The following is a 25,144-nucleotide window of genomic DNA, read 5'->3' on the forward strand; positions in this document are numbered from 1 at the left end:
TGGTGCAGCTGCTGCACCGGCAACTCGCGGGCTGACGGCCTCGACGCAAGAGCCATCGAACCATCCACCGATAACCAGGAGATCACCATGAAGTTCGCCTCCCCCAACCAGCTCGCCGAGGCCTACGTCGACCTGTGGAACGAGCGCGACGCGAAGGTGATGGCGGAGAAGGTCAAGGCGCTGTACTCCGACGACGCCTTCTACGTCTTCTACCGGCGCGACCCGTTCGTCGGCCACGAGGCGCTCACCGAGCAGGTCCTGTACACCCAGGGCATCTACTTCCCGCTGGGCTACCGCTTCGTCTCCGCGTACAACGCGGTGGGCCACCACAACCTGGTGCGCTTCAACTGGAACATGGTCCACACCGAGACCGGCGACATCCAGATGGCCGGCCAGGACACCCTGATCCTCGACGAGGACGGCCGGATCAAGGCCGACTACCAGTTCCACGAGAAGATCCCGACCGCCTTCGTCTACAACGACGGCTTCGACGAGACCGGTCGCGTCACCAAGGCGGCCAAGCCGACCCTGGTCACGCAGCAGGGCTGACTCTCCCCGCAGCAGGCCTGACCCTCCCCGCGTCACGGCCCAGCACGACGACCCCGCAGGCCCGGTCCGCCGGCCCTGCGGGGTCGTCGTGCTGCCACCACCGGTGCACACTCCCGGATCCCTGCGGTGACGGGCCGTCGGGCACGCGGAAAGGGGCGCCCGGCCAGGCCGGGCGCCCCTTTCCGCGTTCGCGGTCGAGAGCCTGTCAGTTCGCCTTTCCGGCCGCGCGGAGCGTCTCGTCGAGGGCGACCCGGATCGCGGCGATGGTGCGGTCCATGTCCTGCGCCGTGGTCCGCCAGGAGGTGATCGAGACGCGCATGGCGACCCGTCCGCCCCAGACCGTCTCACCGAACCAGCACTCGCCGCCGGCCTGGAGCCGGGCGATCACGCCGCGGGTGATCGCGTCGTCGTCGCCGAACCGGACCAGGACCTGGTTGAGCACGACCTCGTTGACGATCTCGACCTGCGACTCGCCGTCGAAGGCCTGGACGAACCGCTGGGCGTGGTCGCAGCAGCCCTCGATCATCTCGGCCACGCCGGACCGGCCGAGGCTGCGCAGGGCCGCCCACACCGGCAGGCTGCGGGCGCGCCGGGACAGCTCGGGCACCCACTCGATGCTGTCCCGCTCCCCCGGGGTGCCCGGCGGCAGGTAGTCGGCGCGGGTGTGCAGCATCGCGGACTGGTGCGCCTGCGGGTGCGCGACGAACACCAGGCCGCAGTCGTAGGGGACGTTGAGCCACTTGTGCGCGTCGGTCGCCCAGGAGTCCGCGCGCTCCACGCCGGCCACCAGGTGGCGCAGCTTGGGGCTCGCCGCCGCCCAGAGGCCGAACGCGCCGTCCACGTGGACCCAGGCGTCGTGCCGGTGGGCCACCTCGCAGATCTCCGCGATCGGGTCGATGGCGCCGGAGTTGACGTCGCCGGCCTGCGCGATGACGATGGTCGGCCCGTCGAGGCCGGCGAGCAGGCCCTCGAGTTCGCCGGCCTGCAGCCGGCCCTCGGCGTCCGCGGGCACCACGTGCAGCTGCTCCGTGCCGAAGCCCAGGTAGCGCAGCGCGAGGTCGACGGTGAGGTGCCGCTGGGCGCCGACGACGATGTTCAGGGTCGGCGCGGTCTGCAGGCCGAACCGTTCGACGTCCCAGCCCGCCCGGGCCAGTACGTGGTGGCGGGCCGCGGCCAGCGCGGTCATGTGCGCCATCGCGCAGCCGGTGGGGAATCCGACCGTGGTCCCCGCGGGCAGGCCGAACAGGTCGACGAGCCAGCCGGCGGCGACGTGCTCGGCGGTGGCCACGGCCGGCCCGAGGTCGAAGATCCCGGCGTTCTGGTCCCAGGCGGTGGCGATCCAGTCCGCGGCGACGGCCACGGGCAGCGTTCCACCGACGACGTACCCGAAGTAGCGCGGTCCCGAGCTGGCGACCACCCCGCCCTCGGCCGCCGCGCGGGCGAGCAGGCCGATCGTCTCCAGGGGGGCCGTCGAGGCGCCGGGCAGCGGGCCGCCCAGCAGCTTCATCAGATCGTCGGCTCCCGCGGTGGCGCCGACGTGCCGTTCGGACAGGCTGTCCAGGTAGTTCATCGCCTGGGCGGCCGCGTGGGTGAGGAACGCCCTTTCATCGTGATTCATTTCACCAAAAGTAATGACCGACGCTGACCGCACGCTGACGGATTGGTCCGGCACGGAATACCAGGATCAGCTGAGCGTCAGGAAGGCGTCAGTCGGCCGCTGACATAATCATGAACCGTCGCCGACTGTCCAGATTTGTCTCCGGATTTGAGGGGGAAGGCCACCAATGCGATTTCTGACGTCCGCGCGAGAGGCGTGCGAGAAATTCCAACCGAATCTTGCAGCGGCGCTGGAGGCCATACCGCTGGCCGAGCGCGAGGCCGCCGACAGCCAGGTCGTGGAGATATTCCGCGCCCACGGCGGGGCCGGTCTCCTGGTGCCCGCCGAATTCGGCGGCCAGGCCGCCGGCCCGCTCGAAGCGGTCCGCGTCCAGCGGATGCTCGGTGCGCTCTCGCCGTCGCTGGGCGTGGCCACCGTCATGCACCACTTCACGGTGGCCATGCTGTTCAAGCTCGCCGAGACGGCCGACCGGCTCACCGCGGAGCAGCGCAAGCTGCTCGGCTCGGTCGCCACGGACGGGCTGCTGCTCTCCTCCGCCTGGGCCGAGGGCCGGACCGACCAGAACATCCTGCTGCCCTCGGTGGTGGCCGAGCGCACCAGTGACGGCGGCTACCGGGTCAACGGCGTGAAGAAGCCGTGCAGCCTGTCCCGCTCGATGGACCTGCTGACCGCCAGCGTCGCGGTCACCGACGACGAGGGCCACGGGCACCTCGCCCTGCTGCTGATCCCGGCCGACTCCGCCGGCATCACCGTGGAGCCCTTCTGGGCCACGCCCGCCCTGGCCGCGTCGCAGAGCGACCTGGTCCGGCTGACGGACGTGCTGGTGCCGGAGGAGCTGGTGATCAGCAGCACGCCGGACGACCTCCACCGGCTCGACGACCTGCAGACCAACGGCTTCACCTGGTTCGAGCTGCTGGCCACCTCGGCCTACACCGGCGTGGCGGCGACGCTGGTGAGCCGCGTGCTGGAGCAGAAGCGGGGCAGCGAGAGCGACCGCGCCGCGCTGTCGGTCCGGCTCCAGGCGGCGATCGACCTCCAGGAGGGGGCCGCCCGCGCCATCGCCGCCGGCGTGCAGGGCGACGAGGCCGTCGCCCTGGTCCTGGTCGCGCGCTACGCGACGCAGGACCTGCTGGCCGCGACGGTGGACGCCGCCACCGAGATGCTCGGCGGCATGGCCTTCATCGGCTCCCCCGACGTCGCGTACCTGGCCTCGGTGATCCGGGCGCTGGCCTTCCACCCGCCGTCCCGCGGCAGCCTCGCCACCGAGCTGGTCGAGTACTTCGAAGGCAATGCCCTGCGGCTGTCCTGAAAACCCAGTCAACCGTCGGCCTCGGCCGCCCGGGAGGAAATCGTGGACCAGAGAAATCCGTTCGAGTCGCCGAATACGTTCAAGCTGCACCGCGCGGAGTACCTCGTCGGTTTCGCGCTGTCGATCGTCCTGATCATCGTGCACTTCGGGGAGATTCGCTGGATCCCCTTCGTGGCGCTGTTCGCGTACATCGACCTGATCGGATACATTCCGGGCGCCATCGCCTTCCGGCGGAGCGCGGACGGGCGTATTCCCAAGACGTACTACGTGCTGTACAACACCATGCACAGCCTGATCACCCAGACCGTGGTCATCGGCCTCTGGCTCTGGCTGGTGGGGCCGGAGTGGGCGCTGCTGGCGATCCCGTTCCACGTGCTCGGCGACCGCGGCCTGTTCGGCAACTTCCTGAAGCCGTTCGGCCTCCCGTTCGAGCCCGCCACCGACCCGTTCTACCCGAAGCTGGCCGCGCGGCTGAGCGCCCGCGCCCAGGGCGTCGGCGGGCTCGTGCCGGGCCCGGGCGCGGCCGACGAGTCGGACGCCCTCGTGCAGGAGGCCGGTCGGTGAACCCCGTCCCGGGGAGCGGTCGACCGACCCTTCCCCCAGACGATCGGATCGCCGGCCAGGACGAGAGCCGCCGGGCGCTGCGCCGCTTCGCCTCGGGCGTCACGGTCCTGACCGTGAGCGACGGCACGGTGCGGCACGGCACCACGGTGAGCGCGCTCGTACCGATCTCCCGGGACCCGCTCGTCCTGGGCGTGTGCCTGCGGACGCCGTCCACGTTTACTGCACTTGCCCGAAAAGTGGGTGCGTTTTCAGTCAATGTTCTGTCCACCGAACAGGCCACGGTGGCAAGGACGTTCGGCTCCTCGCGCGGTCGCGGGGACGACCAGTTCGCCGGAGTGGACTGGACGGCCGACCCGCTCACGGGCGCACCGCTGATCGGCGGCAGTCTCGCCCACCTGGCCTGCAACCTGACGGGCTGTCAGCTGATCGGCGACCACCACCTGATCATCGCCGAGGTCCTGTCCGGCCTGGCCGACGACGGAGCTCCGCTGCTCACGTTCGCCGGCGGGCTCCGCGACGAGGGGCTCGAGAACTTCCACACCACCCAGCTGTGACGACGAAGGAGTAGAGATGACGAACGGCATTCCGGTCGAGGCCGACTGGCACGACGCCCCCGGCCTGCTCGAAGGCGCCGGCTCGCTGCCGCTGACCCTCGAACAGTGCGACCTGGGCTACTGGTTCAGCGCGGTGGCCCAGGGCACCCTGGCCGGCCGCCCGCGGGGCTACTCCGCGGACGTCGTCACCCCCGAGTACATGCGGGAGCCCGGTCCGCTGCGCGAGGCGCTGCGCCTGGAGCTGGCGTACCGCGCCCTGGACGAGGAGGCCGCCACCAAGGTGCTGGCCGACTACGTGGCCACCGCGCCCGGCGTCAAGGAGCTGGAGTTCTTCTCCACCCAGCTGCTGGACGAGGCCCGGCACCACATGATCTTCCGGGACCACCTGCTCAACCTGGGCCTCCCCAAGGAAGGCCTGATGGACTGGATCCGCACCGTCGGCGCGGACTACGAGAAGCAGGTGCTGCGGCCGATCAAGGAGTTCGCGCAGCAGATCACCCGCACCGAGGGCGACTTCATCGGCGGCGTGGTGGCGTTCGCCATCATCATCGAGGGCGTGCTGGCCGCGTCCACCGAGCTCAGCGAGCGCAAGTGGGGCGTGCTCGACCCGGTGGCCGGCGAGATCGCCCGTGGCGCCGCGATCGACGAGATCCGGCACCTCGCCGTGGGCAGCTCGATCGTGCGCGAGCACCTGATCAAGCACCCCGAGGAGCGCGAGCACGTGATCGGCATCCTGCACCGCGGCCGCGAGCTGTGGGGCGAGATCAACGACCGCGAGTTCGTCATGCACCGCGAGGAGCTGTTCCAGGAGGGCATGCTCCAGCGCCGTGACGTGCTGGAAGGCTTCGAGCTCTTCCCCGGCACCATGCTGCTGGACACCACCGCGCAGTCCCGCTGGGACCTGGCGGCCAAGTGGAACGACGAACTGGCCGAATCTCGCCTGCGGTATATGGGGATTCCCGAGGCGATTGACCTCCTGCGTGCACAGGCACCCCGCATCCTGTAGACAGAGTGGCGAATGGGCCGAGCCGGACCGGCCCGGCCCGTTCGAATTGATGGGCAGCATCTGAGGAGGAATAGATGGGTATTCAGGTCAGCAACGTCTGCATCGACACCAACGACCTGAAGCGGGCCACGGAATTCTGGCAGGCGGCCACCGGCTTCTCGGTGTCCTCCGCGGACGATTCCACCGTGTACTTCGATGCCTCCGAGAAGGGCACTGCCGCGATTTCCCTGCAGCTCGTTCCCGAGCAGCGCGAGGGCAAGAACCGGCTGCACCTGGACTTCTCCACCGCCGACCTCGACGGTGAGGTCGCGCGCCTGAAGGAGCTCGGCGCCACCGAGGTCCAGGCCTACGACGGCTGGGTGGTCCTGAAGGACCTCGACGGCAACGAGTTCTGTATCTGCGCGGCCTGACGACAGCGCAACCACGGCGGCGGCAATCCGGTTCCTCCGGATTGCCGCCGCCGTGTTCGGCCCACGGGCCGGCCGGGGCGGACGAGGCGTGCGCCGGGGAGGACGAGGGGATCCACAGGACATGAAGCACGGGTTCACACTTTTCGACACCGCGATCGGCGAGTGCGGGATCGCCTGGAACGAGCGCGGCGTGGTCTGCGTGGCACTGCCGGGCGACGACCGGGAGAGAACCCGCGAGCACGCGGCCCGGGCCGTACCGGGAGCGGCCGAGGCGACGCCGCCGCCCCCCGTGCGGGCCGCGGCCGCCGACATCGCGCTCCACCTGCGGGGCGGCGACAGCGACCTGGCGGCCATCGGCCTGGACATGTCCGGCGTGTCGCCCTTCCACCGGCAGGTGTACGAGCTCGCGCGGTCGATCCCGCCCGGCCGGACCCTCACCTACGGCGAGGTCGCCGAGCAGCTCGGCCGCCCGGGCGCCGCCCGCGCCGTCGGCCAGGCGCTCGGCCGCAACCCCTTCGCCGTCGTCGTCCCCTGCCACCGCGTGGTCGCGGCCGGCGGCAGGCCCGGCGGTTTCTCGGCGAGCGGCGGGGTGACCACCAAGCTGGGCCTGCTGGCGCTCGAACGCGCCGCCGAGGCCGGGGCGCTGCCGACCGGCCCGGCGCCCGGCGGGTTCCGCTTCGACCCCGCCGCGGCCGTCGCCTACCTGCGCGGCTCGGACCCCGGCCTGGCCGGGGTGATCGACGCCGTCGGCCCCTTCGCGATGGAGCTCAACGCGACGGCGAGCGTCTTCTCCGCCCTCGCGGAGGCCATCGTGTTCCAGCAGCTGTCGACCAAGGCCGCGGCCACCATCCACGGCCGGCTGTGCGCGCTGCTGCTCCCCGGGCCGGGCCTCGTGCTGCGCCCCGAGCACGTGCTCGGCGCCACCGACGAGCAGCTGCGGTCGGTCGGCCTGTCCCGGCCGAAGATCGCCGCCCTCCGCGACCTCGCGCACAAGGTCGACTCCGGCGCGCTGCCGGAGCTGGAGGCGATCGGCGCGATGGAGGACGAGGGGGTCGTCGCCTGCCTGTCGTCGGTGCGCGGGATCGGCCGCTGGTCGGCGCAGATGTTCCTGATGTTCCGGCTGGGCCGCGCCGACGTGCTGCCGGTGGACGACCTCGGGCTGCGCAGCGGCTTCGCGCGGGTGTTCCGCCTCGCCGAGCAGGCGTCGCGTCAGCAGATCGAGGAGCGGGCCGCGCTCTGGCGCCCGTACCGGTCGGTGGCGACGTGGTACTTCTGGCAGTCCTTGGAACTCACCGAGCGGGGGCTCCCGGTCTGAGTCCGGAAGCCCCCGCTCGGGTCCCACGCCGGCGCCCTCGGGCGCCGGCGTGCTGTTTGCTACTGGGCGGCCAGCAGCGCGTCGAGCGCGGCGAGCGCCTCGTCCGCGAGCGCCCCGGTCTCCCGGTCGTCGGGCGCCGCGGCCACGGCGCCGAACATTTCGAAGACTCGCTGCCCCGCGGCGTCGATCTCCTCGGACATCTGGACCTCCTCCTGGGTTGGTCGGTCGGTGTGACCTTCTCGATCCGGTCTGCGGCTCCCGCCGGTGCGGGAGCCCGCCGTCAGACCGCGTTGCAGGCGCGGAAGATGTGGACCAGCGACGGGATGCTCGCGCCGTGCTGGAAGGCGATGTTCTCCGGGAGGACGATGCCCGGCGCCCACTTCTGCTTGTAGGCGAGCTGGGTCTGCGCCGGGTAGACGGCGGCGCCGTTCTCCCACAGGTGGCTCATGAACCAGTGGAACGCCTCGCTGTGCCCGGGCAGCTGCGGCCGCTTGTCCAGCGAGGTGAACGGCGTGAACCCGAAGTGCAGGAACTTCACGCCCTCCGCGGTGAAGACGTCGATGGCGGTCTTGTTGATCGCCTCCATCACCCCGGGCGGCCCGCTGGGAAGGCGGCGGGTCAGGTCGTGCAGCCAGCCGGGCTGCGCGCCGTAGACCGGCGAGTAGGTGATGTAGCCCGCCAGCTTGCCGTCCAGGATGCCGACGAAGAGCCGGCGCATCGACTGGTAGTGGCCGCCGTACTGGCCGACCAGGAACTCGAGCTGCTTGACGCCCTCGCCCTTGGTGCCGAGCCAGCTGGCGTCGAGGGCGCGCATCTGGTCCTCCCAGTCGTCCAGCGGCACCTCGCGGACCTCCAGGCCGCTGCGCAGGGAGCGGGCGATCTTGTTGCGCAGCTGCATGAACGCGGTGCCGCGCAGCGAGAAGGTGCTCAGGTCGATGGCGTACGAGGCGCCCATCTGGTTGATCGTGAAGCCCTGTTCGAGATACGGCTCGGCGTCCGCGTCCTGGACCTGCACGGCGACGATCGTCCGGTCCTGTTCGGCGGCGAACGCCACGAAGTCCTTCAGCAGCGCGGCCCTGGACTCGGCCGGTGCGAACGGGCCGCCGAACTGCACGAGGTAGCGGCCGGTCGGCCGGTAGACGATGACGCCCGGTGAACTCGGCGAACTGAAGTAGCTGTTCCCGCTGTTGACTGCGAGAAATGCGCTCGGGTTGTCCGCGACGGTGTATTTCTGAATTGCCTCGAGCGCCTTGTCCGACTCTGCATAATTATCGGCCATGCCGCTTCCGCCCTTCAAAGCTGGGATGCGTTACGAGTTTTCCACCAGTTATCGCACAGCCCCGAAGAGCACAGCAAGAGTTTCCGGAGGTCAACCTGGTCAGTTATGCATCAGCGGCCCGTCAGGTGCATTCGCCTACGGTGAGCTGGTCGATACCGCGAGTGGAATGTTTCCGGCCCGGTGAGGGCCCGGTCGAGCGAGTCGGCACCGGTCGACCAGATTAATCCGACGGAAGGCAGTGGGGCATGACGGAGAATGACGGGGGCCGTCGGTCCATGGAGGGCACGGACCTGGATCCGGGAGCGCTGGTCGCCGAGGCACGTCGCCTCCAGGGCGACGAGGAGACCCCGCTGGGCTTCCTCCCGGAACTGGAGCAGCTGGCCGGCGCGATCGACGCCGAGGCCGGGCTGCACCGGCAGGGCCGGGAGCGGGCCCGGGCCGCGCTGGTGGCCTCCCTGGTCACCCAGCTGCGGGTCCGGCGGATGACGCGGGAGGTCCCCGGGCTGGACCAGGTGCAGGTGCAGCCGGTGTTCATCACGGGCCTGCTGCGGACCGGCACCACTTTCCTCCAGCACCTGCTGGCCCAGCATCCGGACCTGCGCTCGCCGGCGCTCTGGGAGACCATGGCGCCCGGCTCGTCCGCGCCGGACGAGGAGCTGGTGGCCGCCTGCGAGGCGTACATCGCCGAGTACTACCGCGCGGCTCCGGACTTCCGGTCGATCCACCTGCTCCAGTCGCACCTGCCGGAGGAGTGCCACCGGCTGACCGCCAACTCCTTCCGCCACTTCATCTACGCGCTGCGCTACCGGATCCCGGGCTACGCCCAGTGGCTGCGCGAGCAGTCGATGGTCCCGGCGTACGCCTTCCACCAGGAGCAGCTGCGGACGGTGCTGTGGCGCCGGCCCGGCGCGCCGGTCCTGCTGAAGTGCCCGTCGCACCTGTGGTACGGCGACGACCTGGCCAAGGTCTACCCGGACGCGAAGCTGATCCGCCTACACCGCGACCCGTCCGTCGCGGTGCCCAGCGTGTGCAGCCTGACGGCCACAGTGCGGGCCGCGCGCAGCGACACGGTGGACCGCGAGGAGATCGGCAGCTACTGGCTGGACAGCGCCGCCGAGGCGCTGAACGGCCTGAAGCAGGGCCAGAGTTCGACCAGCACGCCGCCGCTGGACCTGCGCTTCCGGGACGTCGTCGGCGATCCGCTGGGGACCGCCGAGCGGGTCTGCGACTACATCGGCGTGCCGCTGACGGCGGAGGCCCGGCGGCGGATGACGGCCTTCATGGCCGCCGAGAACGACGCGACGACCGGCAAGCACCGCTACACCCCGCAAGAGTTCGGCCTCACCGAGCAAGGAATCAAGGAGCGGTTCGCCCCTTATCTCACCGAGTTCAGTCTGTGATCGCCACCATGCCAGGGGAGTTGACACTGTGACCACGACCGAGTCCACCTTCGAGAGCCGGGCCCGTGAGAACATCGCGGCCAGCAACCAGTACGCCGGGGAGAACCCCGTTCGCATCGGGATCATCACCCCGCTGAACGAGCCCGGCGACCCGACCGCCGGCGAGCTCGTCACCCGCGGAGCGGTCCTGGGCGCCGAGTACGTGCGCGAGCACGGCGGCACCCGCGGCGGCCGGCAGATCGAGTTCGTCCTCTACGACGACCAGGCCACGGCCGCCGAGGAGGGCATGGCCAAGTCCTCGGCCGCGCAGATGACCAAGCTGGCGCTGGTGGACGACGTGGTGGCCGCCATGGGGCAGTGGCACCTGCGGACCACCCCGTGGGTGGTCGACGTGGCCGAGCGCTACAACCTGCCGATCTTCGTCGAGAACGGCCACAGCCTGATCACCGCGCAGAAGCGCCGCAACGTGTTCCGCTCGTACTTCTCGATCGCCGACCGCGTGCCGGTGATGCTGGACTTCGCGGCCTCGATCGGCATGAAGCGGATCGGCCTGCTCGCGGCGGACACCGTGTTCGGCGGTCAGATGGCCGACACCCTGGTCGAGTACGGCACCCAGCGGCACGGCATGGAGTTCCTTCGGTTCGACTTCCCCCAGGACGACACCACCGACTTCCGCGAGCAGCTGCGCGCCATCAAGGCGTTCGAGCCCGACCTGTTCATCAACGGCGCGGTCATCAAGACCAACTACATGATCATCGAGCAGGCCCGGGAGGTCGGCCTGCGGCCGAGCACCCCGATGATGGTCACCTTCGGCTTCCCGCTGCGCTCGGACGACTTCTGGCGCCTCACCGGCGAGGAGGGCGTCGGCACCATGTGGCCGGCCATGCGCTACCGCCCGTCCTGGGACGGCCTGACCGACCTGGCGCACTGGTTCATCGACCGGTACGTCGAGCGCTACGGCACCTTCCCGCCGGACACCGCGCTCACCCACTTCACCGACGTCACCATCATCGCCAAGGCGCTCGACGCCGCCCGCTCGGACAGCCGCGAGGACCTCCTGGACGCCCTGGAGGCCATGGAGTTCGAGACCTGGCGCGGTCCGCTGCGCTTCGAGCGCGGCCCCGCCCACTGGCACCACAACGCCCCGGAGCTGCAGCTCCTCCAGTACCAGAAGCACGGCCAGAGCTTCGACGACTCGGCGATCATCTACCCGCCGTCGCTGGCGACCGCCGAGTACCTTCCGCCGTCCACCCCATCCGCGGGCTGATCCCCGCGCCTAAGGGCCAAGGAGTCCCACCATGGCGAACGCCGTGACCACCCCGGGCGGGCCGGACCGACCGCGCACCGTCGCCCACACGCTGGCGGCCAGCCTGCACCTGCACGGCGTCGACCGGGTGTTCTGCGTCGCTGGGGAGAGCTATCTCCCCCTGCTCGACGCGCTGTACGACATGCCCGAGGTCGATGTGGTGACCTGTCGGCACGAGGGCTCCGCCGCCTTCATGGCGGTGGCCGACGCCAAGCTGACCGGGCGGGCGGGTGTCTGCCTGGTCAGCCGCGGGCCCGGCGCCACCAACGCCGCGATCGCGGTGCACGCCGCCGCGGAGGACGCGACGCCGCTGGTGCTGATCGTCGGTGACGTCCCGCTGGCCGAGACGGACCGCGAACCCTTCCAGGGGATCGACCTGGGCCGGCACCTGGGCGGCATGGCCAAGGCGGTCTGGCGGCTGCACGAGCCCGCCGCCACGGCCGAGTTCGTGGCCCGGGCCGTGCAGGTCGCCGAGTCCGGCACCCCGGGGCCGGTGGTCATCGCCGTCCCCGAGGACGTCTGGTCGCTGCCCGACCCGCGGGCCGTCCCGTCGCGGCGCACCGTGCACGGCGCGTCCGTGCCGGACCGGGAGAGCAGCCGCCGGATCCAGGAGCTGCTCGCCGAGGCCCGGCGTCCGCTGATCCTCGCCGGTGCCCGGCTGGAGGGCCCGCAGGGCCGCCGGCTGCTGCGCGAGGTCGCGGAGGCGCACCGGATCCCGGTGATCACCAGCAACAAGAACCAGCACCTGCTGCCCAACCGGCACCCGGCCTTCGCCGGCCACCTGCACAACAACACCCAGCCGAGCCAACTCGCCGAACTGGAACGGGCCGACCTGGTGCTGGCGGTGGGGACCAGGCTGGACACCAGCACCACCGGGCGGCGCTTCCCGACGCCCGGCCCGCACCAGCGCCTGATCCACGTCCACCCGGACCAGGCCCGGATCGGCCTGTTCCACCAGCCCACCGTCGGCGTCGCCGCGGACCCGACGGCCTTCCTGCGCGAGCTGGTCGACCTCCCCCCGTCCGACCCGGACGGCGGGCGCGAGCAGTGGATGGCCGACCTGCACCGGATCGAGGAGCAGAAGGCCCGCTGGGAGCCGGTCGAGTCGCCCGACGGCGTGGTGTTCGGCGCGGTCGTCGCGGCCCTGGACGAACTCACCAACGGTGAGGTCACCGTGGTCGTCGACTCCGGGACGTTCACCAGCTGGACGTACCGCTACCTGAGGTTCGGCGAGGAGGGCCGGCTGCTCGGGATCTCGTCCAGCTCGATGGGCTTCGCCGTCGGAGCGGCCGTGAGCGCCGCGCTGCGCGGCGACCGGGTGCCCACCGTCGCCGTCGTCGGCGACGGCGGATTCCTCATGAACGGCGGCGAGTTGATGACCGCGTGCGCCCGGAAGCTGCCCGTCGTCTACATCGTCTCGAACAACAACTGCTACGGCACGATCCGGATGCACCAGGACCGGCACTACCCCGGCCGGACGATCGCCACCGGCCTGGCGAACCCGGACTTCGCGGCGCTCGCCGAGTCCTTCGGCGCCCTGGGCCTGACCGTGGACAGCCCGGCGGCGGTCCGTCCGGCGCTGGCCAAGGCGCTGGCCGCCGGGGGCCCGGTCGTGGTCGAGATCCGCACCAGTCTGCTGCACGCCAACCCGTACCGGCGGATCACGCCGCCGGCGACGGAGAACCGCACCGAGGAACAGCGAGAGGGGGGCCAGGGCGATGCCGTGGCATGAGTCGGTGGTGGAGCTGATCGGCGACACGCCGCTGGTACGGCTGCACCGGGTGAGCGAGGGGCTGGCCCCGACGATCGTGGCCAAGCTGGAGTCCTTCAACCCGGGCGGTTCGGCCAAGGACCGGATCGCCCTGCGGATGATCCGGGACGCCGAGCAGCGGGGGCTGCTGGCGCCGGGCGGCACCATTGTGGAACCCACCTCGGGCAACACCGGGGTCGGCCTCGCCCTGGTCGCCCAACAGCGCGGGTACCGCTGCGTGTTCACCTGCCCGGACAAGGTCTCCACGGACAAGATCTCGCTGCTGCGGGCGTACGGGGCCGAGGTCCACGTGTGCCCGGCCGCGGTGCCGGTCGACCACCCGTCGTCCTACCGGAGCACCGCCGCGCGGCTGGCCGCCGAGATCCCCGGCGCGTTCTCCCCCAACCAGTACGCGAACGCGGCCAACCCGCAGTCCCACTACCACACCACCGGGCCGGAGATCTGGGCGCAGACCGAGGGCCGGATCACCCACTTCGTCGCCGGCGTCGGCACCGGGGGCTCCATCTCCGGCACCGGCCGCTACCTGAAGGAGGTCTCCGGCGGGCGGGTCCGCATCGTCGGCGCCGACCCCTACGGCTCCGTCTACTCCGGCGGCGAGGGCCGTCCGTACGTGGTCGAGGGCGTCGGCCAGCCGTCCATCCCCGGGTCCTTCGACCCGGAGGCGGTCGACCGGATCCTCGCCGTGACGGACCGGGACTCCATCGCGCTGACCAGGCGGCTGGCCCGCGAGGAGGGCATCCTCACCGGCGGCTCGGGCGGCATGGCGGTGGCCGCGGCCCTCGACCTGGCCCGCGACCTGGGCCCCGAGGACCTCGTCGTCGTCCTGGTCCCCGACTCCGGGCGCGGCTACCTGTCGAAGATCTTCAACGACGAGTGGACCGAGCGCTTCGGCTTCACCGACGCGGCCGGGGAGGGCCTGCGGGTCGGCGAGCTGCTGTCCCGGCCCGGCCACTCCCGTCCGCTGGTCTTCGTCGACCCGCGCGAACGCGTGGCGAGCGCGGCCAAGCTGATGCGCGAGCAGGGGCTCTCCCACCTCCTCGTCGCCTCCGCGCAGGCGCCGGTGCGCCTGCCGGAGATCCTCGGCGCGCTGACCGAGTCCGATCTCGCCGCGGGCGTCGCCCAGGGCCTGATCGGCCCGGACGACGAGGTGGGGCTGCGCATGTCCGCCCCGTTGCCGCCGGTCGGCGTCGGCCAGCGGCTGTCCGACGTGATCGGCGTCCTGCGGGACTCCGGCGCCGCGGTCGTCGTGGACGCCGGACTCCCCCGCGCCGTGATCACCGTCAACGACCTCCTGGCCCTTCTCGCGTGACCGGCGGCAGGCCGGCGAAGAGAGGAAGATCATGACAGAGACGCTCAGCTACCAGGACCCCCTGACCGGCGCACGCGGCTGGCTGGCCTACGACGGCGGCACCGCGCGGCTGGCGGCCGGCGGCTGCCGGATGAGGCCCGGCCTCAGCGGGGCCGAACTCGGCGCGCTGGCCGCCCGGATGACGCTCAAGCAGCAGGTGCTCGGCCTGAACGTCCAGGGCGCCAAGTGCGGACTCGACCACGACCCGCGCGCGGCCGACGCCGAGCAGGTGCTGAGCGGGTTCCTCGGCTTCCTCGCCGAGGAGCTGCGCACCCGCTTCAGCATGGGCTCCGACATGGGCACCGACTGGAACCAGCTCCAGCGCCTGGCGGCCGGGCACGGCCTCCCGTCCGTCAAGTACGCCGTCAAGAACGCCCAGGGCCTGAGCGACGACGAGTTCCTGGTCCGGATGTCCCGACTCAAGGACCGGGTGGGCTTCCTGACGCTCAGTCAGCGCCGGGCCGGCCACATCCTCGGCCACGCGGCGATCGGCGCCGCCCGCGCCGCCCACCGCACCGGCCCGCTCACCGTGGCCCTGCAGGGCTTCGGCACGCTCGGCCGCGCCGCCGCGCACGCCTTCCTCGACGAGGGGGTGCGGCTGGTGGCCGTCGCGGACGAGCACGGCGCGATCGCGTCCCCCGGCGGCCTCGACCTGTCCCGTCTGCTCGCGAGCGCGCCGGGCTCCCCGGTGCCCGGGCTCGACCCGGCCCTCGCGCTGCCCTCGCGCGAGTCGCTGTTCGACGTGGAGGCGGACGTGCTGGTCCTGGCGGCCGGGGCCGACGCGTTCGACGCGGACCGCGCCGCCCGGCTGCGCTGCGCGGCGGTCGCCGTGGGCGCCAACCTCGGCCTGAGCGACGCGGTGGAGCGGGCGCTGCACCTGCACGGCGTGCTGGTCGTCCCCGACTTCATCGGCGGGATCGGCGGGTCCGCCTCGATGGAGGTCCTGTTCGGCCCGAAGCAGGCCCCGACCGCGGAGCAGGTGCTCAGCCGGTCCGCCCACCTGACCCGCCAGCTCGTCGACGAGCTGTTCCAGTCCGCCCGGCTCCGGGGCCTGACCCCGCGCGACGCCGCCATGGAGCTGGCCGCCCGCACCAAGGTCGACCCGGACGCGCCCGCCTACGGCCACTGCCCGTACCTCACGCTCAGCGACATCCGCGCCTGAACATCCCCGCCCCGGGAGCCGGACCTCCGCTCCCGGGGAGCCGTCGGGTGAACGACCCGGCACGCCGTACCCGCCCTCCTGGCCGCCACACCCTACGGAGCCCAACGATGAGCACCCACACCCACGACGCCGTCACCACCGAGTCCTGTCGCCACGACCGCGGCCACATCACCGACTCCCGCTTCTACGGCAACCGCTACGCCACGCCCGACAGCCGCCGCATCTTCTGCGACGTCTGCCGCAACCAGCGCTGGCTGGACATCGAGGCCGCGCTGGCCCTGGCCCAGGGCGAACTCGGCCTGATCCCGCAGGACATGGCCGAGAAGATCGCCGCGTCCGCCAAGCTGGAGCTCCTCGACCTGGACGCCGTCCAGGAGTCGATCGAGGACTCCGGGCACTCCCTCGTCGGCCTGCTGCGCGTCTTCGAGACCGTCTGCGGCCCGGAGGCCGGCCAGTACATCCACTACGGCGCCACCACCCAGGACATCCAGGACACCGCGCAGAGCCTGGAGATCCGCGACGTGCTGGACGTCCTCGAACCCCAGGTCGCCCGGCTCATCGACTGCCTGTCCGGTCTGGCCGCCGAGCACGCCGAGACCGTGATGCTGGGCCGCACCCACGCCCAGCCGGCCCTGCCGATCGGCTTCGGCCTGAAGGTCTCCGGCTGGACCGACGAACTGCTGCGCCACCGCGACCGGCTGACCGCGCTCCGCGAGCGGGCCGTGGCGGCCCAACTGTTCGGCGGCGCGGGCAGCATGGCGGGCTTCGGCGAGCTCGGGCCGGCGCTGCTGGACCGGTTCGCCGACCGGCTCGGCCTGAAGGTGCCGACCACCGTGTGGCACGCCGCCCGGGACCGCCCGGTCGAGTTCGTCACGGTGCTGGCCATGGTCACCGGCACCCTCGGCCGCATCGCCGACGAGATCCGGACCCTGTCCCGGCCCGAGTTCGGCGAGGTCTCGGAGGCCTGGCGGCCGGGCAAGGTCGGCAGCAGCACCATGCCGCACAAGCGCAACCCCGAGCGCGCCGAGCAGATCGTCGTCATGGCCCGGCTGGCGAGCGGGCAGGCCGCCGCCGCGCTCGCCGCCCTGATCGGCGACCACGAGCGCGACTCCCGGGCGCTGCGCATCGAGTGGGCAGTAGTGCCCGACATCGCCCACTACTGCCTGGCCGCCTGCACGATGATGCTGGAGAGCGTCACCGGGCTGATCGTCCACACCGACCGGATGCGGGCCAACGCCGAGGCCGTCGCGGACAAGATCATGTCCGAGCGGCTGATGCTGGCCCTGGGTCAGCAGATCGGCAAGCAGCGGGCGCACGAGGCCGTCTACGACCTGACCCAGCAGGCCCAGCAGGAGGGCCGGCCGGTGCGGACCCTCCTGGCGGAGCACCCCCGGATCAGCGGCCTGTTCAGCGCCGCGGAGCTGGCCGAGATCTTCAACCCGGACGGCTACCTCGGCTCCTCCGCCACGCTCGCCGCCCGGGTGGTCGCCGAGGCCCACAAGTCGCTCGGGTCACTGGACGCCCGGTGACCCCTCCGGCCGTGCGGGACAGGTCAGCCGCGGCCCGTGACGGCGCCGCCGTTGACCTGGAGCACCTGGCCGGTGGTGAACCCGCCGCCGGGGCCCGCCAGGTAGAGCACGGCCGCGGCGACCTCCTCGACGGTTCCGCCGCGGCCCACCGGGGCCTGGCGGGACCGGTCGGCGTGGAACTCGTCGGACATCCGGTCGCCGTAGAACTCGGTGCCCCCGATGTATCCGGGCGCGACCACGTTCACGGTGATCCCCTCCGGCGCGACCTTCAGCGCGAGCTCGGAGGACCACGGGTGCAGCGCGGCCTTCGCTCCGCCGTACGAGCCGGAGCCGCGCAGCGCCGCGACCGAGCCGACGGTGACGATCCGGCCGCCCGGGCGGGCCATCACCGGCAGCAGGGCCTGCGTCAGCAGCACGACGGGCAGCACGTTGCCGGTGAAGTTGGCCAGCCAGTCCCGGCGGATCTGCCCGAGGTCCTCCGACGGCTGCGGCGCGAGGTTTCCGCCGGCGTTGTTGACCAGCACGTCGACGGGCCGGCCGGCCGCGGCGAGGCCGTCGGCGATCCGGGCCACGTCCGCGGGCTCGGCCAGGTCGGCCGTCAGCGACCGGACCTGCTTCCCGCCCGCGGCTTCGTTCAGTTCCGCCACCGCGGCGTCCAGGACCTCGGCGCGCCGACCCAGCAGCAGCACCTCCGCCCCCTCGGCCACGAGTGCCGCGGCCACCGCCTTGCCGATCCCGGTGCCACCCCCGGAGACCACCGCAAACCTGCTCATCGCCCGAACCTCCCCCACGCTGTGTCCCCCGTGGCGCAGGCCCGTGGGGGCCCATCGCCGGAGGCTGACATCCGTTACCGATCCCGGCCTCTGCCCATCCGAACGGAGAACTGGCTATGAGGCGCTGGATTAGCGTCTATTCGATCACTGTACTGGTGCCGGTGGCCGCCGCGGTGGCTCTTCTGCTGACCCACCACGCGGGCGGGGCCACCGCCAAGGCCGCGGCCCATCCGGCCGGCGCCGGCGGACCGTTGTTCCGCCTGCTCATCGCCGCCTCCGTGGTGATCGCCGTCGCCGCCCTCGGCGGCGCAGTGGCCCGGCGGTGCGGCCAACCGGCCGTCGTGGGCGAGCTGGTGGCCGGTTTCGTGCTGGGTCCGTCCGTGCTGGGCGCCCTCGCACCGCAGGTGCAGCACTCGCTGTTCCCCGCTTCGGTCCTGCCGCAGCTGGACCTGCTGGCCCAACTCGGCGTGGTCTTCTTCATGTTCCTGGTCGGCGCCGAACTGCCGTCCGGACTGCTCCGCCGGAGCACCCGCACCGGTCTCGTCATCGGGCACGCGTCGACCGCGATCCCGTTCCTCATCGGCATCTCGATGGCGCTGTGGCTCTACCACCGCTACCCGTCCAACGGGGCCGGCATGACGGCCTACCTGCTGTTCATCGGGCTCTCCTTCGCCATCACCGCGTTCCCGGTGCTGGCCAGGATCCTGGCCGAACGGCGCATGCTGCACAGCCCGCTGGGCGTGACGGGCATGGCGGCCGCCGGGATCGGCGACGCCACCGGCTGGAGCCTGCTGGTGGTGGTCATCGCCATCGTGCGCGGCACCTCGGTGACGTCCGCGGTCCTGGCGGTCGCCTACATGGCGGCCTTCGTGGTGATCATGATGCTGATCGTCCGGCCGCTGCTGGCGCGCACCCTGCAATGGGCGGACCGCCGCCCGTCCGTGCGCGACGGGGTCTCCGCCGGGCTGATCTGCCTGGTCCTGGTGAGCGCGCTCGCCACCGACCGGATGGGCGTCCACACCATCTTCGGCGCGTTCATGGCCGGCGTGGTGATGCCCCGCCAGTCGCCGCTGTTCCGCGAGATGGCCGGCAAGATCCAGGGCATCACGGTCTGGGTGATGCTGCCGCTGTTCTTCGCCATCGTCGGTCTCCGGACCCAGCTGAACACGCTCAGCGGCACGACCGCGTGGCTGACCTGCCTCGCGGTCCTCGTGGTGGCCGTCGTGGCGAAGTTCGGCAGCGGCACCGTGGCGGCGCTCGCAGTGGGCGGCCACAGCCGGCGGGAGTCCCTGGCGATCGGCGCGATGATGAACTGCCGCGGGCTCACCGAGCTCATCGTGCTCAACCTCGGCGTCGAACTCGGCGTGCTCACACCCGCGTTGTTCGCCATGTTCGTCTGCATGGCGCTGGTCACCACGGCGATGACCGGGCCGATCCTGCGCCGGGTCGTGCCGAAGCAGCAGCCGCCCGCGGCGACGCCCGACGGACCCGCTTCCACATCCCTCGCGAAGGAGGACCTCGATGCCCCGCTCCTCAGCTGACCGGACGGCCGCGGACCCGCGCGCGGCATCGGACACCGAGCACCTGGCCGCCCTGGAGGCCGAGGCGATCTTCATCCTCCGCGAGGTCGTCGCGGAGGCCGAGCGCCCGGGCCTGCTGTTCTCCGGCGGCAAGGACTCGATCGTGATGCTCCGCCTGGCCCAGAAGGCCTTCGCCCCCGCCAGGATCCCGTTCCCGCTGGTGCACGTGGACACCGGCCACAACTTCGACGAGGTGCTGGACCTCCGGGACAAGCTGGTCGCCGAACTCGACGCGCAGCTGATCGTCGGAAGCGTGCAGGAGGGGATCGACTCGGGGCTCGTCGTCGAACCCCGGTCGGGCATGCGCAACGCGATCCAGACGCCCGTGCTGCTCCAGACCGCGGAACGGCACCGCCTCAACGCGCTCTTCGGCGGCGCCCGCCGCGACGAGGAGAAGGCCCGGGCCAAGGAACGGGTCGTCAGTTTCCGCGACGAGTTCGGCCAGTGGGACCCGAAGCGGCAGCGTCCCGAGCTCTGGTCGCTGTACAACCCGTCGGTGCGCCCCGGCGAGTCCATCCGGGTGTTCCCGCTGTCGAACTGGACCGAGGTCGACATCTGGAACTACATCGCCCGGGAGGAGATCGAGCTGCCGGCGCTGTACTACGCCCACGACCGCACGGTGGTGAGCCGCGACGGCATGCTCTACGGCGTGCACAAGCACCTCCCGGTGCGGCCCGGCGAGGAGCCGTTCACGGCGCGGGTGCGGTACCGCACGATCGGCGACGCCTCCTGCACGGCCGCCGTCGTCTCCGACGCGACCACGCCCGAGGACGTCATCGAGGAGCTGCTCAGCACCAGGCTGACCGAGCGCGGCGCCACCCGCGGCGACGACAAGGTCAGCGAGTCCGCCATGGAAGATCGCAAGCGTGAGGGGTACTTCTGATGAGCATGTTGCGATTCGCCACGGCCGGTTCCGTCGACGACGGCAAGTCCACGCTCATCGGCCGTCTGCTCTACGACACCAAGTCGCTGTTCGACGACCAGCTGGCCGCCGTGGAGGCGGTGTCGCACGCCCGCGGCGACGACTACACCGATCTGTCGCTGCTCACCGACGGCCTGCGGGCCGAGCGCGAGCAGGGCATCACCATCGACGTCGCCTACCGCTACTTCTCCACCCCCAAGCGGAAGTTCATCGTCGCCGACACCCCGGGGCACAGCCAGTACACCCGGAACATGGTCACCGGGGCGTCGACGGCCGATCTCGCGCTCATCCTGGCCGACGCCCGCAAGGGCCTGGTGGAGCAGAGCCGTCGGCACGCCATCCTCTGCACCCTGCTGGGCGTCGAGCACCTGGTCCTGTGCGTGAACAAGATGGACCTGGTCGGGTTCGACCGCGACCGCTTCGAGGAGATCCGCGCCGAATTCACGGAGTACGCGCGGCAGATCGGCACCAAGCGGGTCACCGTGCTCCCCGTGTCGGCGCTGCGGGGCGACAACGTGGTGAACCGGTCGGAGAACATGCCGTGGTACGACGGGCCGCCCCTGCTGGAGCTGCTGGAGAGCGCGCCCGCGGGGTCGGCCGACCTCGGGACCGGGACGCGGTTCCCGGTGCAGTACGTGATCCGCCCGCAGTCCGTCACGGTCACCGACCACCGCAGCTACGCCGGCCAGGTCGCCGGCGGCGTCCTGCGGACCGGCGACGAGGTGCTGGTCATGCCGTCGCGGACCACCACCACCGTCACCCGGATCGACTCGCCGTCCGGCCCGGTCACCGAGGCCCGGCCGCCGATGTCGGTGACCGTCCAGCTCTCCGACAAGCTCGACGTCTCCCGGGGCGACCTGCTCTGCCCGCCGCAGGACGTGCCGACCGTCGCCGGCGAACTGGAGGCCCTCGTCTGCTGGATGGACGAAACGGCGCCACTCGTCCCGCAGCAGCGCTACGTGCTCAAGCACACGACGCGCCGCGTCCGGGCGAGCGTCGAGGCGATCGACCACCAGCTCGACATCAACACCCTGCACGAGACGCCGGCGGCTGAGCTGACCTGCAATCAGATCGGCCGGGTCAGGTTCCGCCTCACCGCGCCGCTGGTCTTCGACGAGTACCGCCGGAACCGGACGCTCGGCGGGTTCATCCTGATCGACGAGTCGACCAACCACACCGTGGGCGCCGGAATCATCGTGTGACCCCACGCCCTCGGCCCGGTCCGGCCGGCACCTGCGGGTTCCGGGCCCCGGACCGGGCCGAGTGGCGCGAGGATCCGCACCGCGCCACCCGGCCGCGGGCCTCCGTGCGCCGCTACTGGCGCTCGGTGCGCAGCAGTTGGAGCTGGGCCAGGTACCGCGCGTACGTCGCGCCGAGCGGCAGCAGCGCCATCCGGAGCCGCTCGTCGGTGAACTTCCCCTGCGCGCACAGCGATTCCAGGTGGTCCGCGGCGAGCCGCGAGCGGGTGCAGGCCACCTGCCAGGTGTCGAACACGTCCGCTTCGCCGTTCCGGTGCCGCGGCTGCTCGTTCCGCACGACCATGCCCACATGCCGGTGGACGCAGTCGGACCAGTCGAATTCGTAGTTGGTCAATTCGCGGAGAATCCCCGCGATGGTCACCCGCGACCACGGAACGAGTCGCTCGTCCAACTCGGATTCCGAGAACTCACGGCAGTACTCCCCGAGGGACATTCTGTGGAAAACAACCTGATCCCGCAGGATCTCCGTGTCTTCCTCCAGCCGGAATTCCCCTCCATCAGCTGCCATGACGTACCTCCTCCGGACCAGTTCGACCAGTCGCCATCCAGCCCGTGGCGGCCGGCCGGGGGGCGTCCGGCCGCCAGGGGCAGCTCCAGGTGCCCGGCCGCGCAATCCCGCGCCCAGCACGGTTCAATCGTGTCAGATCCGCCATGGCCGCACTGGCAAGAATCCGACAGGACCCCTGGTATAACCGGGGAAGGCGAACGGCCAAAGCAATACAGTTCGGACATCTCACTTCGACACGATCCATCCGCCGCTCGCCCATGTCGAGGCACCGAATTGCAACCCACCGGCCGGGGGCTCTACCGGAACTTCACATTCCGCTCGGACATCCTGATCTTCGATATCGGAACAGGAACGCAAAAACCCCAGGTCAGAAGCGATGACCTGGGGTTTCTTGGAGCCGCCTATGGGATTCGAACCCATGACCTACGCATTACGAGTGCGTTGCTCTGGCCAACTGAGCTAAGGCGGCACCGCTGCCAGGACAGACCGGCTGGTGGAACCAGGGTCGCATTGGCAACGCGGGTCAGTCTACACAGTTTCCGGGGTGGTCCGTACGCGGTGGTGGGGCGGGCCGGTCAGGCGGAGGAGACGGCGAGTTTCGCGGCGAAGCCGGCGAACAGGACGGCGACCGAGGAGGTGAGGCCGGCGGAGAGGCGCTTGCGGCGGCGGAAGGCGTTGGCGAGGGAGGTGCCGGCGAAGATCAGCAGCGAGAGGTAGAGGAAGGAGAAGGTCTGCAGGACGCCGCCGAGGAGGGCGAAGGAGAGGGCGGGGGCGCCGTAGTCGGTGTCCACGAACTGGGTGAAGAACGAGAGCAGGAACAGGATCGCCTTGGGGTTGAGCAGGCTGATGACCAGCGCGCGGCGGAACGGGCGCTCGGTGTCCTGCTCGGCGGAGGAATCGGAGTCGGCGCCGGTGACGACCGCCCGCTCGCGCCACATCTGCCGGGCAGCGCGCAGCATGCCGAGGCCTATCCAGAGCAGGTAGGCCGCGCCGCCGAACTTGACCACCGCGAAGACCGCGGGGTTGGCACGCAGCAGGGAGGCCGCGCCGAGGGAGGTGAGGCTGATCAGGGTGAGGTCGCCGAGGAAGACGCCGCAGGCGGCGCGGTAGCCGGTGCGGACGCCCTTGCGGGCGGCGACCGAGAGCACGTAGAGGGAGTTCGGTCCGGGCAGCAGGACGATGACCAGTGCGCCGAGGATGTAGGTGGTCAGGTCGTGGACGCCGAGCACGACGGTCTCCAAGGGTCCGGGAGGCAAGGAACGCCGAAGGGGCTGCGCCATGCTAGCGCCAGCCCCTTCACGCACAAACACTCCTGACAGATGGTCCCGTCATGCGGACCACGACGAGGGTCAGTCCGTGCAGACCTTCCCGTTGTCGGGCGCCGCCCCACTGAGCAGGTAGTGGTTCACCGCGTCGTCGATGCAGGTGTTGTGCCGCCCGTACGCGGTGTGCCCGTCGCCCTCGTAGGTGAGCAGTCGCCCGGACTCCAGCTGCCCGGCCAGGGACTTGGCCCAGGCGTAGGGGGTGGCCGGGTCGCGGGTGGTGCCGACCACGACGATCGGGTCGGCGCCGGCCGCCCGGACGGTGTGCGGGACGCCGGTGGGCTTGACCGGCCAGTACGCGCAGCCGAGTGCCATCCAGGCCATGTCGCGGCCGAAGTGCGGCGCGGCCTTCTCGAACGCCGGGATCGCGGCGGTGACCGCCGCCGGGTCGGTGAACGAGGCCGGCAGGTCGACGCAGTTGACGGCCATGTTGGCGTACATCAGGTTGTCGTAGCTGCCGTCGGCGTTGCGGCTGTAGTACTGGTCGGCGAGCTGCAGCAGCCCGCTGCCGCTGCCGTTCTGAGCGCTCGCCAGGGCCGCGCGCAGGTGCGGCCACAGGGCCTCGCTGTACATCGCCTCGGCGACGCCGGTGAGCGCCTGGGCCTCGGTGAGCGGACGGTCGGCGCCGGTGGACATCGGCTCCGCGTCGAGCTTCTTGAACAGGGCGGCGAGCTTGTCGCCGGCCTCCTGCTCGGTGCGGCCGACCGGGCAGTCGTCGCGCTTGACGCAGTCCTTGGCGAACGCCGTCCACGCGGTCTCGAAGCCGCCGGCCTGGGTCGTGTTGCCGGTGACGGCGTCCAGCGAGGGGTCCATCGCGCCGTCCAGCACCACCCTGCCGACCTTGCTCGGGAACAGCCCGGCGTAGGTCGCACCGAGGAAGGTGCCGTACGACTTGCCGACGTAGTTGAGCTTCCGGTCGCCGACCAGCGCCCGCAGCATGTCCATGTCCCGGGCCGCCTCGACGGTGGAGACGTGGCCGAGCAGCTCGCCCGCCCGGGCCGAGCAGCCCGCCGCGAACTCCTTGTCGACGGCCACCAGGGCGTCGATCTCGGACTGGTCGTCGGGGGTGACGTCGGCGGCCGCGTAGGCGTCCATCCGGTCGCCGCTCAGGCAGGTGATCGGCGCGGACCTGCCGACGCCGCGCGGGTCGAAGCCCACCAGGTCGTAGCTGGAGCGCACCCCGCCGTCGTAGCGCGACGCGACGCTCTGCACGTACTCGATCGCCGAGCCGCCGGGGCCGCCCGGGTTGAGCAGCAGCGAGCCCAGCCGGTGCCCCTGGTCGGCGGCGGGCTTGCGGATCGCGGACAGCTCCACGTCGTGGCCGTCACCGGGGTGGGCGTAGTCCAGCGGCACCTTGAAGGTGGTGCACTCGAAGTCCGTGGTGCACGGCTTCCAGCTCAGCTGCTGCGCGTAGTAGGGGGCGAGCCCGGCCGGCAGCTCGGTGGGCAGCGCCTCCAGCGGGGTGACGCCGTTCGCGGGGGCCGGCGCGTGGCTGCCGGGCGAGCCGCTCGCCGTGGGCGCCGGATGACCCGAGGTGCAGCCCGCCAGCAGCAGGGACGCGGCGGCGGCCACCGCGGCGGCGGACAGGAACCGGCGGGGCCGGGCGACTCTCATGAACGTGGGTCCTCTCCCCTGGAACGGGCCGGCCCACCGGCCGACC

General features: G+C 71.5%; 23 protein-coding genes and 1 tRNA gene. 16 read left to right on the forward strand and 8 right to left on the reverse strand.

The genetic code is table 11. The annotated features are described in order from the left end of the window. Window positions 1-87: 87 nt before the first annotated feature. Complete coding sequence (locus tag IEZ12_RS30465; protein WP_189276589.1) at window positions 88-549, forward strand: nuclear transport factor 2 family protein; 462 nt, start codon at window positions 88-90, stop codon at window positions 547-549. Between the two features lie 205 nt (window positions 550-754). Here IEZ12_RS30465 and IEZ12_RS30470 read toward each other — a convergent pair whose 3' ends face one another. Further along, window positions 755-2,167: a pyridoxal phosphate-dependent decarboxylase family protein gene (locus IEZ12_RS30470; protein WP_189276591.1), complete on the reverse strand. Its 1,413-nt coding sequence runs from the start codon at window positions 2,165-2,167 to the stop codon at window positions 755-757. A 166-nt stretch (window positions 2,168-2,333) separates the two neighbouring features. Between IEZ12_RS30470 and IEZ12_RS30475 the strand changes: the two genes are divergently transcribed. The 6 genes from IEZ12_RS30475 to IEZ12_RS30500 all read left to right on the forward strand — a co-directional run bounded on the left by IEZ12_RS30475 (window position 2,334) and on the right by IEZ12_RS30500 (window position 7,325). After that, entirely contained in the window at window positions 2,334-3,476 is a 1,143-nt protein-coding gene (locus tag IEZ12_RS30475) for an acyl-CoA dehydrogenase family protein (protein ID WP_189276593.1), read from the forward strand. Window positions 3,477-3,518: 42 nt separating this feature from the next. Beyond that, on the forward strand, window positions 3,519-4,040 hold the full coding sequence (locus IEZ12_RS30480; RefSeq protein ID WP_043915001.1) for a hypothetical protein: 522 nt from the start codon (window positions 3,519-3,521) through the stop codon (window positions 4,038-4,040). Further along, window positions 4,037-4,594: a flavin reductase family protein gene (locus IEZ12_RS30485; RefSeq protein ID WP_268250283.1), complete on the forward strand. Its 558-nt coding sequence runs from the start codon at window positions 4,037-4,039 to the stop codon at window positions 4,592-4,594. The genes IEZ12_RS30480 and IEZ12_RS30485 overlap by 4 nt, the downstream gene beginning before the upstream one ends. A gap of 16 nt (window positions 4,595-4,610) precedes the next feature. Beyond that, the gene (locus tag IEZ12_RS30490; protein ID WP_189276595.1) at window positions 4,611-5,600 is read left to right on the forward strand and encodes a VlmB-like protein; all 990 of its coding nucleotides are present in this window, start codon (window positions 4,611-4,613) and stop codon (window positions 5,598-5,600) included. Between the two features lie 74 nt (window positions 5,601-5,674). Further along, window positions 5,675-6,010, forward strand: a complete 336-nt coding sequence (locus tag IEZ12_RS30495) for a VOC family protein (RefSeq protein ID WP_189276597.1) — start codon at window positions 5,675-5,677, stop codon at window positions 6,008-6,010. Between the two features lie 121 nt (window positions 6,011-6,131). Next, window positions 6,132-7,325: a methylated-DNA--[protein]-cysteine S-methyltransferase gene (locus IEZ12_RS30500; RefSeq protein WP_189276599.1), complete on the forward strand. Its 1,194-nt coding sequence runs from the start codon at window positions 6,132-6,134 to the stop codon at window positions 7,323-7,325. Window positions 7,326-7,384: 59 nt separating this feature from the next. Here the strand turns inward: IEZ12_RS30500 and IEZ12_RS30505 are convergent, their stop codons facing one another. Together IEZ12_RS30505 and IEZ12_RS30510 are read right to left on the reverse strand one after the other, a co-directional pair. Further along, window positions 7,385-7,525 (reverse strand): hypothetical protein, encoded by a 141-nt coding sequence (locus IEZ12_RS30505; protein ID WP_167349409.1) that lies wholly within the window; start codon window positions 7,523-7,525, stop codon window positions 7,385-7,387. An 80-nt stretch (window positions 7,526-7,605) separates the two neighbouring features. Then, window positions 7,606-8,604 carry a bifunctional lysylphosphatidylglycerol flippase/synthetase MprF gene (locus IEZ12_RS30510; RefSeq protein WP_052509654.1) on the reverse strand — a complete coding sequence of 333 codons (999 nt, stop codon included), beginning with the start codon at window positions 8,602-8,604 and terminating at the stop codon, window positions 7,606-7,608. A 275-nt stretch (window positions 8,605-8,879) separates the two neighbouring features. On the opposite strand from IEZ12_RS30510, the gene IEZ12_RS30515 reads away from it, so the two are divergent. The 6 genes from IEZ12_RS30515 to IEZ12_RS30540 all read left to right on the forward strand — a co-directional run bounded on the left by IEZ12_RS30515 (window position 8,880) and on the right by IEZ12_RS30540 (window position 17,120). Continuing rightward, window positions 8,880-10,004 (forward strand): sulfotransferase family protein, encoded by a 1,125-nt coding sequence (locus tag IEZ12_RS30515; protein ID WP_189276601.1) that lies wholly within the window; start codon window positions 8,880-8,882, stop codon window positions 10,002-10,004. Window positions 10,005-10,032: 28 nt separating this feature from the next. After that, window positions 10,033-11,271, forward strand: a complete 1,239-nt coding sequence (locus IEZ12_RS30520; protein ID WP_189276603.1) for an ABC transporter substrate-binding protein — start codon at window positions 10,033-10,035, stop codon at window positions 11,269-11,271. Window positions 11,272-11,302: 31 nt separating this feature from the next. Further along, window positions 11,303-13,042, forward strand: coding sequence for a thiamine pyrophosphate-dependent enzyme (locus IEZ12_RS30525; RefSeq protein WP_189276605.1), 1,740 nt, complete (start codon window positions 11,303-11,305; stop codon window positions 13,040-13,042). After that, window positions 13,029-14,390, forward strand: coding sequence for a cystathionine beta-synthase (locus tag IEZ12_RS30530; RefSeq protein WP_043915011.1), 1,362 nt, complete (start codon window positions 13,029-13,031; stop codon window positions 14,388-14,390). Before IEZ12_RS30525 ends, IEZ12_RS30530 begins: the two co-directional genes overlap by 14 nt. Window positions 14,391-14,421: 31 nt before the next feature. Further along, window positions 14,422-15,591, forward strand: coding sequence for a Glu/Leu/Phe/Val dehydrogenase dimerization domain-containing protein (locus tag IEZ12_RS30535; RefSeq protein WP_189276607.1), 1,170 nt, complete (start codon window positions 14,422-14,424; stop codon window positions 15,589-15,591). Between the two features lie 107 nt (window positions 15,592-15,698). Further along, window positions 15,699-17,120: a class-II fumarase/aspartase family protein gene (locus IEZ12_RS30540; protein ID WP_189276609.1), complete on the forward strand. Its 1,422-nt coding sequence runs from the start codon at window positions 15,699-15,701 to the stop codon at window positions 17,118-17,120. A 23-nt stretch (window positions 17,121-17,143) separates the two neighbouring features. On the opposite strand, the gene IEZ12_RS30545 is transcribed toward IEZ12_RS30540, so the two are convergent. Continuing rightward, window positions 17,144-17,893, reverse strand: a complete 750-nt coding sequence (locus IEZ12_RS30545; protein ID WP_100588202.1) for an SDR family NAD(P)-dependent oxidoreductase — start codon at window positions 17,891-17,893, stop codon at window positions 17,144-17,146. A 116-nt stretch (window positions 17,894-18,009) separates the two neighbouring features. Here IEZ12_RS30545 and IEZ12_RS30550 point away from each other — a divergent pair, with 116 nt between their 5' ends. From IEZ12_RS30550 to IEZ12_RS30560, 3 genes are read left to right on the forward strand one after another with little or no spacing between them, the layout of a single operon-like run. Then, window positions 18,010-19,434, forward strand: a complete 1,425-nt coding sequence (locus tag IEZ12_RS30550) for a cation:proton antiporter domain-containing protein (protein ID WP_189276611.1) — start codon at window positions 18,010-18,012, stop codon at window positions 19,432-19,434. Continuing rightward, window positions 19,415-20,356: a sulfate adenylyltransferase subunit CysD gene (cysD, locus tag IEZ12_RS30555; RefSeq protein WP_189276613.1), complete on the forward strand. Its 942-nt coding sequence runs from the start codon at window positions 19,415-19,417 to the stop codon at window positions 20,354-20,356. The genes IEZ12_RS30550 and cysD overlap by 20 nt, the downstream gene beginning before the upstream one ends. Further along, the gene (locus tag IEZ12_RS30560) at window positions 20,356-21,597 is read left to right on the forward strand and encodes a sulfate adenylyltransferase subunit 1 (RefSeq protein ID WP_189276620.1); all 1,242 of its coding nucleotides are present in this window, start codon (window positions 20,356-20,358) and stop codon (window positions 21,595-21,597) included. Before cysD ends, IEZ12_RS30560 begins: the two co-directional genes overlap by 1 nt. 112 nt (window positions 21,598-21,709) lie before the next feature. Here IEZ12_RS30560 and IEZ12_RS30565 read toward each other — a convergent pair whose 3' ends face one another. The 4 genes from IEZ12_RS30565 to IEZ12_RS30580 all read right to left on the reverse strand — a co-directional run bounded on the left by IEZ12_RS30565 (window position 21,710) and on the right by IEZ12_RS30580 (window position 25,098). Next, complete coding sequence (locus tag IEZ12_RS30565) at window positions 21,710-21,988, reverse strand: hypothetical protein (RefSeq protein WP_189276622.1); 279 nt, start codon at window positions 21,986-21,988, stop codon at window positions 21,710-21,712. A 566-nt stretch (window positions 21,989-22,554) separates the two neighbouring features. Beyond that, a tRNA-Thr gene (locus tag IEZ12_RS30570) sits at window positions 22,555-22,631 on the reverse strand. Window positions 22,632-22,737: 106 nt separating this feature from the next. Next, on the reverse strand, window positions 22,738-23,391 hold the full coding sequence (leuE, locus tag IEZ12_RS30575) for a leucine efflux protein LeuE (RefSeq protein WP_189276705.1): 654 nt from the start codon (window positions 23,389-23,391) through the stop codon (window positions 22,738-22,740). A gap of 120 nt (window positions 23,392-23,511) precedes the next feature. Continuing rightward, window positions 23,512-25,098: an alpha/beta hydrolase gene (locus tag IEZ12_RS30580; RefSeq protein ID WP_189276632.1), complete on the reverse strand. Its 1,587-nt coding sequence runs from the start codon at window positions 25,096-25,098 to the stop codon at window positions 23,512-23,514. Window positions 25,099-25,144: the final 46 nt, after the last annotated feature.

It is taken from the genome of Kitasatospora griseola (assembly GCF_014648555.1).
In the GTDB taxonomy this organism is placed as follows: Bacteria; Actinomycetota; Actinomycetes; order Streptomycetales; family Streptomycetaceae; genus Kitasatospora; species Kitasatospora griseola.

Coding starts and splice junctions, on each gene's coding strand:
- IEZ12_RS30465 (WP_189276589.1), top strand. CDS start 88: ATGAAGTTCGCCTCCCCCAACCAGCTCGCCGAGGCCTACGTCGACCTG.
- IEZ12_RS30470 (WP_189276591.1), bottom strand. CDS start 2,167: ATGAATCACGATGAAAGGGCGTTCCTCACCCACGCGGCCGCCCAGGCG.
- IEZ12_RS30475 (WP_189276593.1), top strand. CDS start 2,334: ATGCGATTTCTGACGTCCGCGCGAGAGGCGTGCGAGAAATTCCAACCG.
- IEZ12_RS30490 (WP_189276595.1), top strand. CDS start 4,611: ATGACGAACGGCATTCCGGTCGAGGCCGACTGGCACGACGCCCCCGGC.
- IEZ12_RS30495 (WP_189276597.1), top strand. CDS start 5,675: ATGGGTATTCAGGTCAGCAACGTCTGCATCGACACCAACGACCTGAAG.
- IEZ12_RS30500 (WP_189276599.1), top strand. CDS start 6,132: ATGAAGCACGGGTTCACACTTTTCGACACCGCGATCGGCGAGTGCGGG.
- IEZ12_RS30505 (WP_167349409.1), bottom strand. CDS start 7,525: ATGTCCGAGGAGATCGACGCCGCGGGGCAGCGAGTCTTCGAAATGTTC.
- IEZ12_RS30510 (WP_052509654.1), bottom strand. CDS start 8,604: ATGGCCGATAATTATGCAGAGTCGGACAAGGCGCTCGAGGCAATTCAG.
- IEZ12_RS30515 (WP_189276601.1), top strand. CDS start 8,880: ATGGAGGGCACGGACCTGGATCCGGGAGCGCTGGTCGCCGAGGCACGT.
- IEZ12_RS30525 (WP_189276605.1), top strand. CDS start 11,303: ATGGCGAACGCCGTGACCACCCCGGGCGGGCCGGACCGACCGCGCACC.
- IEZ12_RS30530 (WP_043915011.1), top strand. CDS start 13,029: ATGCCGTGGCATGAGTCGGTGGTGGAGCTGATCGGCGACACGCCGCTG.
- IEZ12_RS30535 (WP_189276607.1), top strand. CDS start 14,422: ATGACAGAGACGCTCAGCTACCAGGACCCCCTGACCGGCGCACGCGGC.
- IEZ12_RS30540 (WP_189276609.1), top strand. CDS start 15,699: ATGAGCACCCACACCCACGACGCCGTCACCACCGAGTCCTGTCGCCAC.
- IEZ12_RS30545 (WP_100588202.1), bottom strand. CDS start 17,893: ATGAGCAGGTTTGCGGTGGTCTCCGGGGGTGGCACCGGGATCGGCAAG.
- IEZ12_RS30550 (WP_189276611.1), top strand. CDS start 18,010: ATGAGGCGCTGGATTAGCGTCTATTCGATCACTGTACTGGTGCCGGTG.
- cysD (WP_189276613.1), top strand. CDS start 19,415: ATGCCCCGCTCCTCAGCTGACCGGACGGCCGCGGACCCGCGCGCGGCA.
- IEZ12_RS30560 (WP_189276620.1), top strand. CDS start 20,356: ATGAGCATGTTGCGATTCGCCACGGCCGGTTCCGTCGACGACGGCAAG.
- IEZ12_RS30580 (WP_189276632.1), bottom strand. CDS start 25,098: ATGAGAGTCGCCCGGCCCCGCCGGTTCCTGTCCGCCGCCGCGGTGGCC.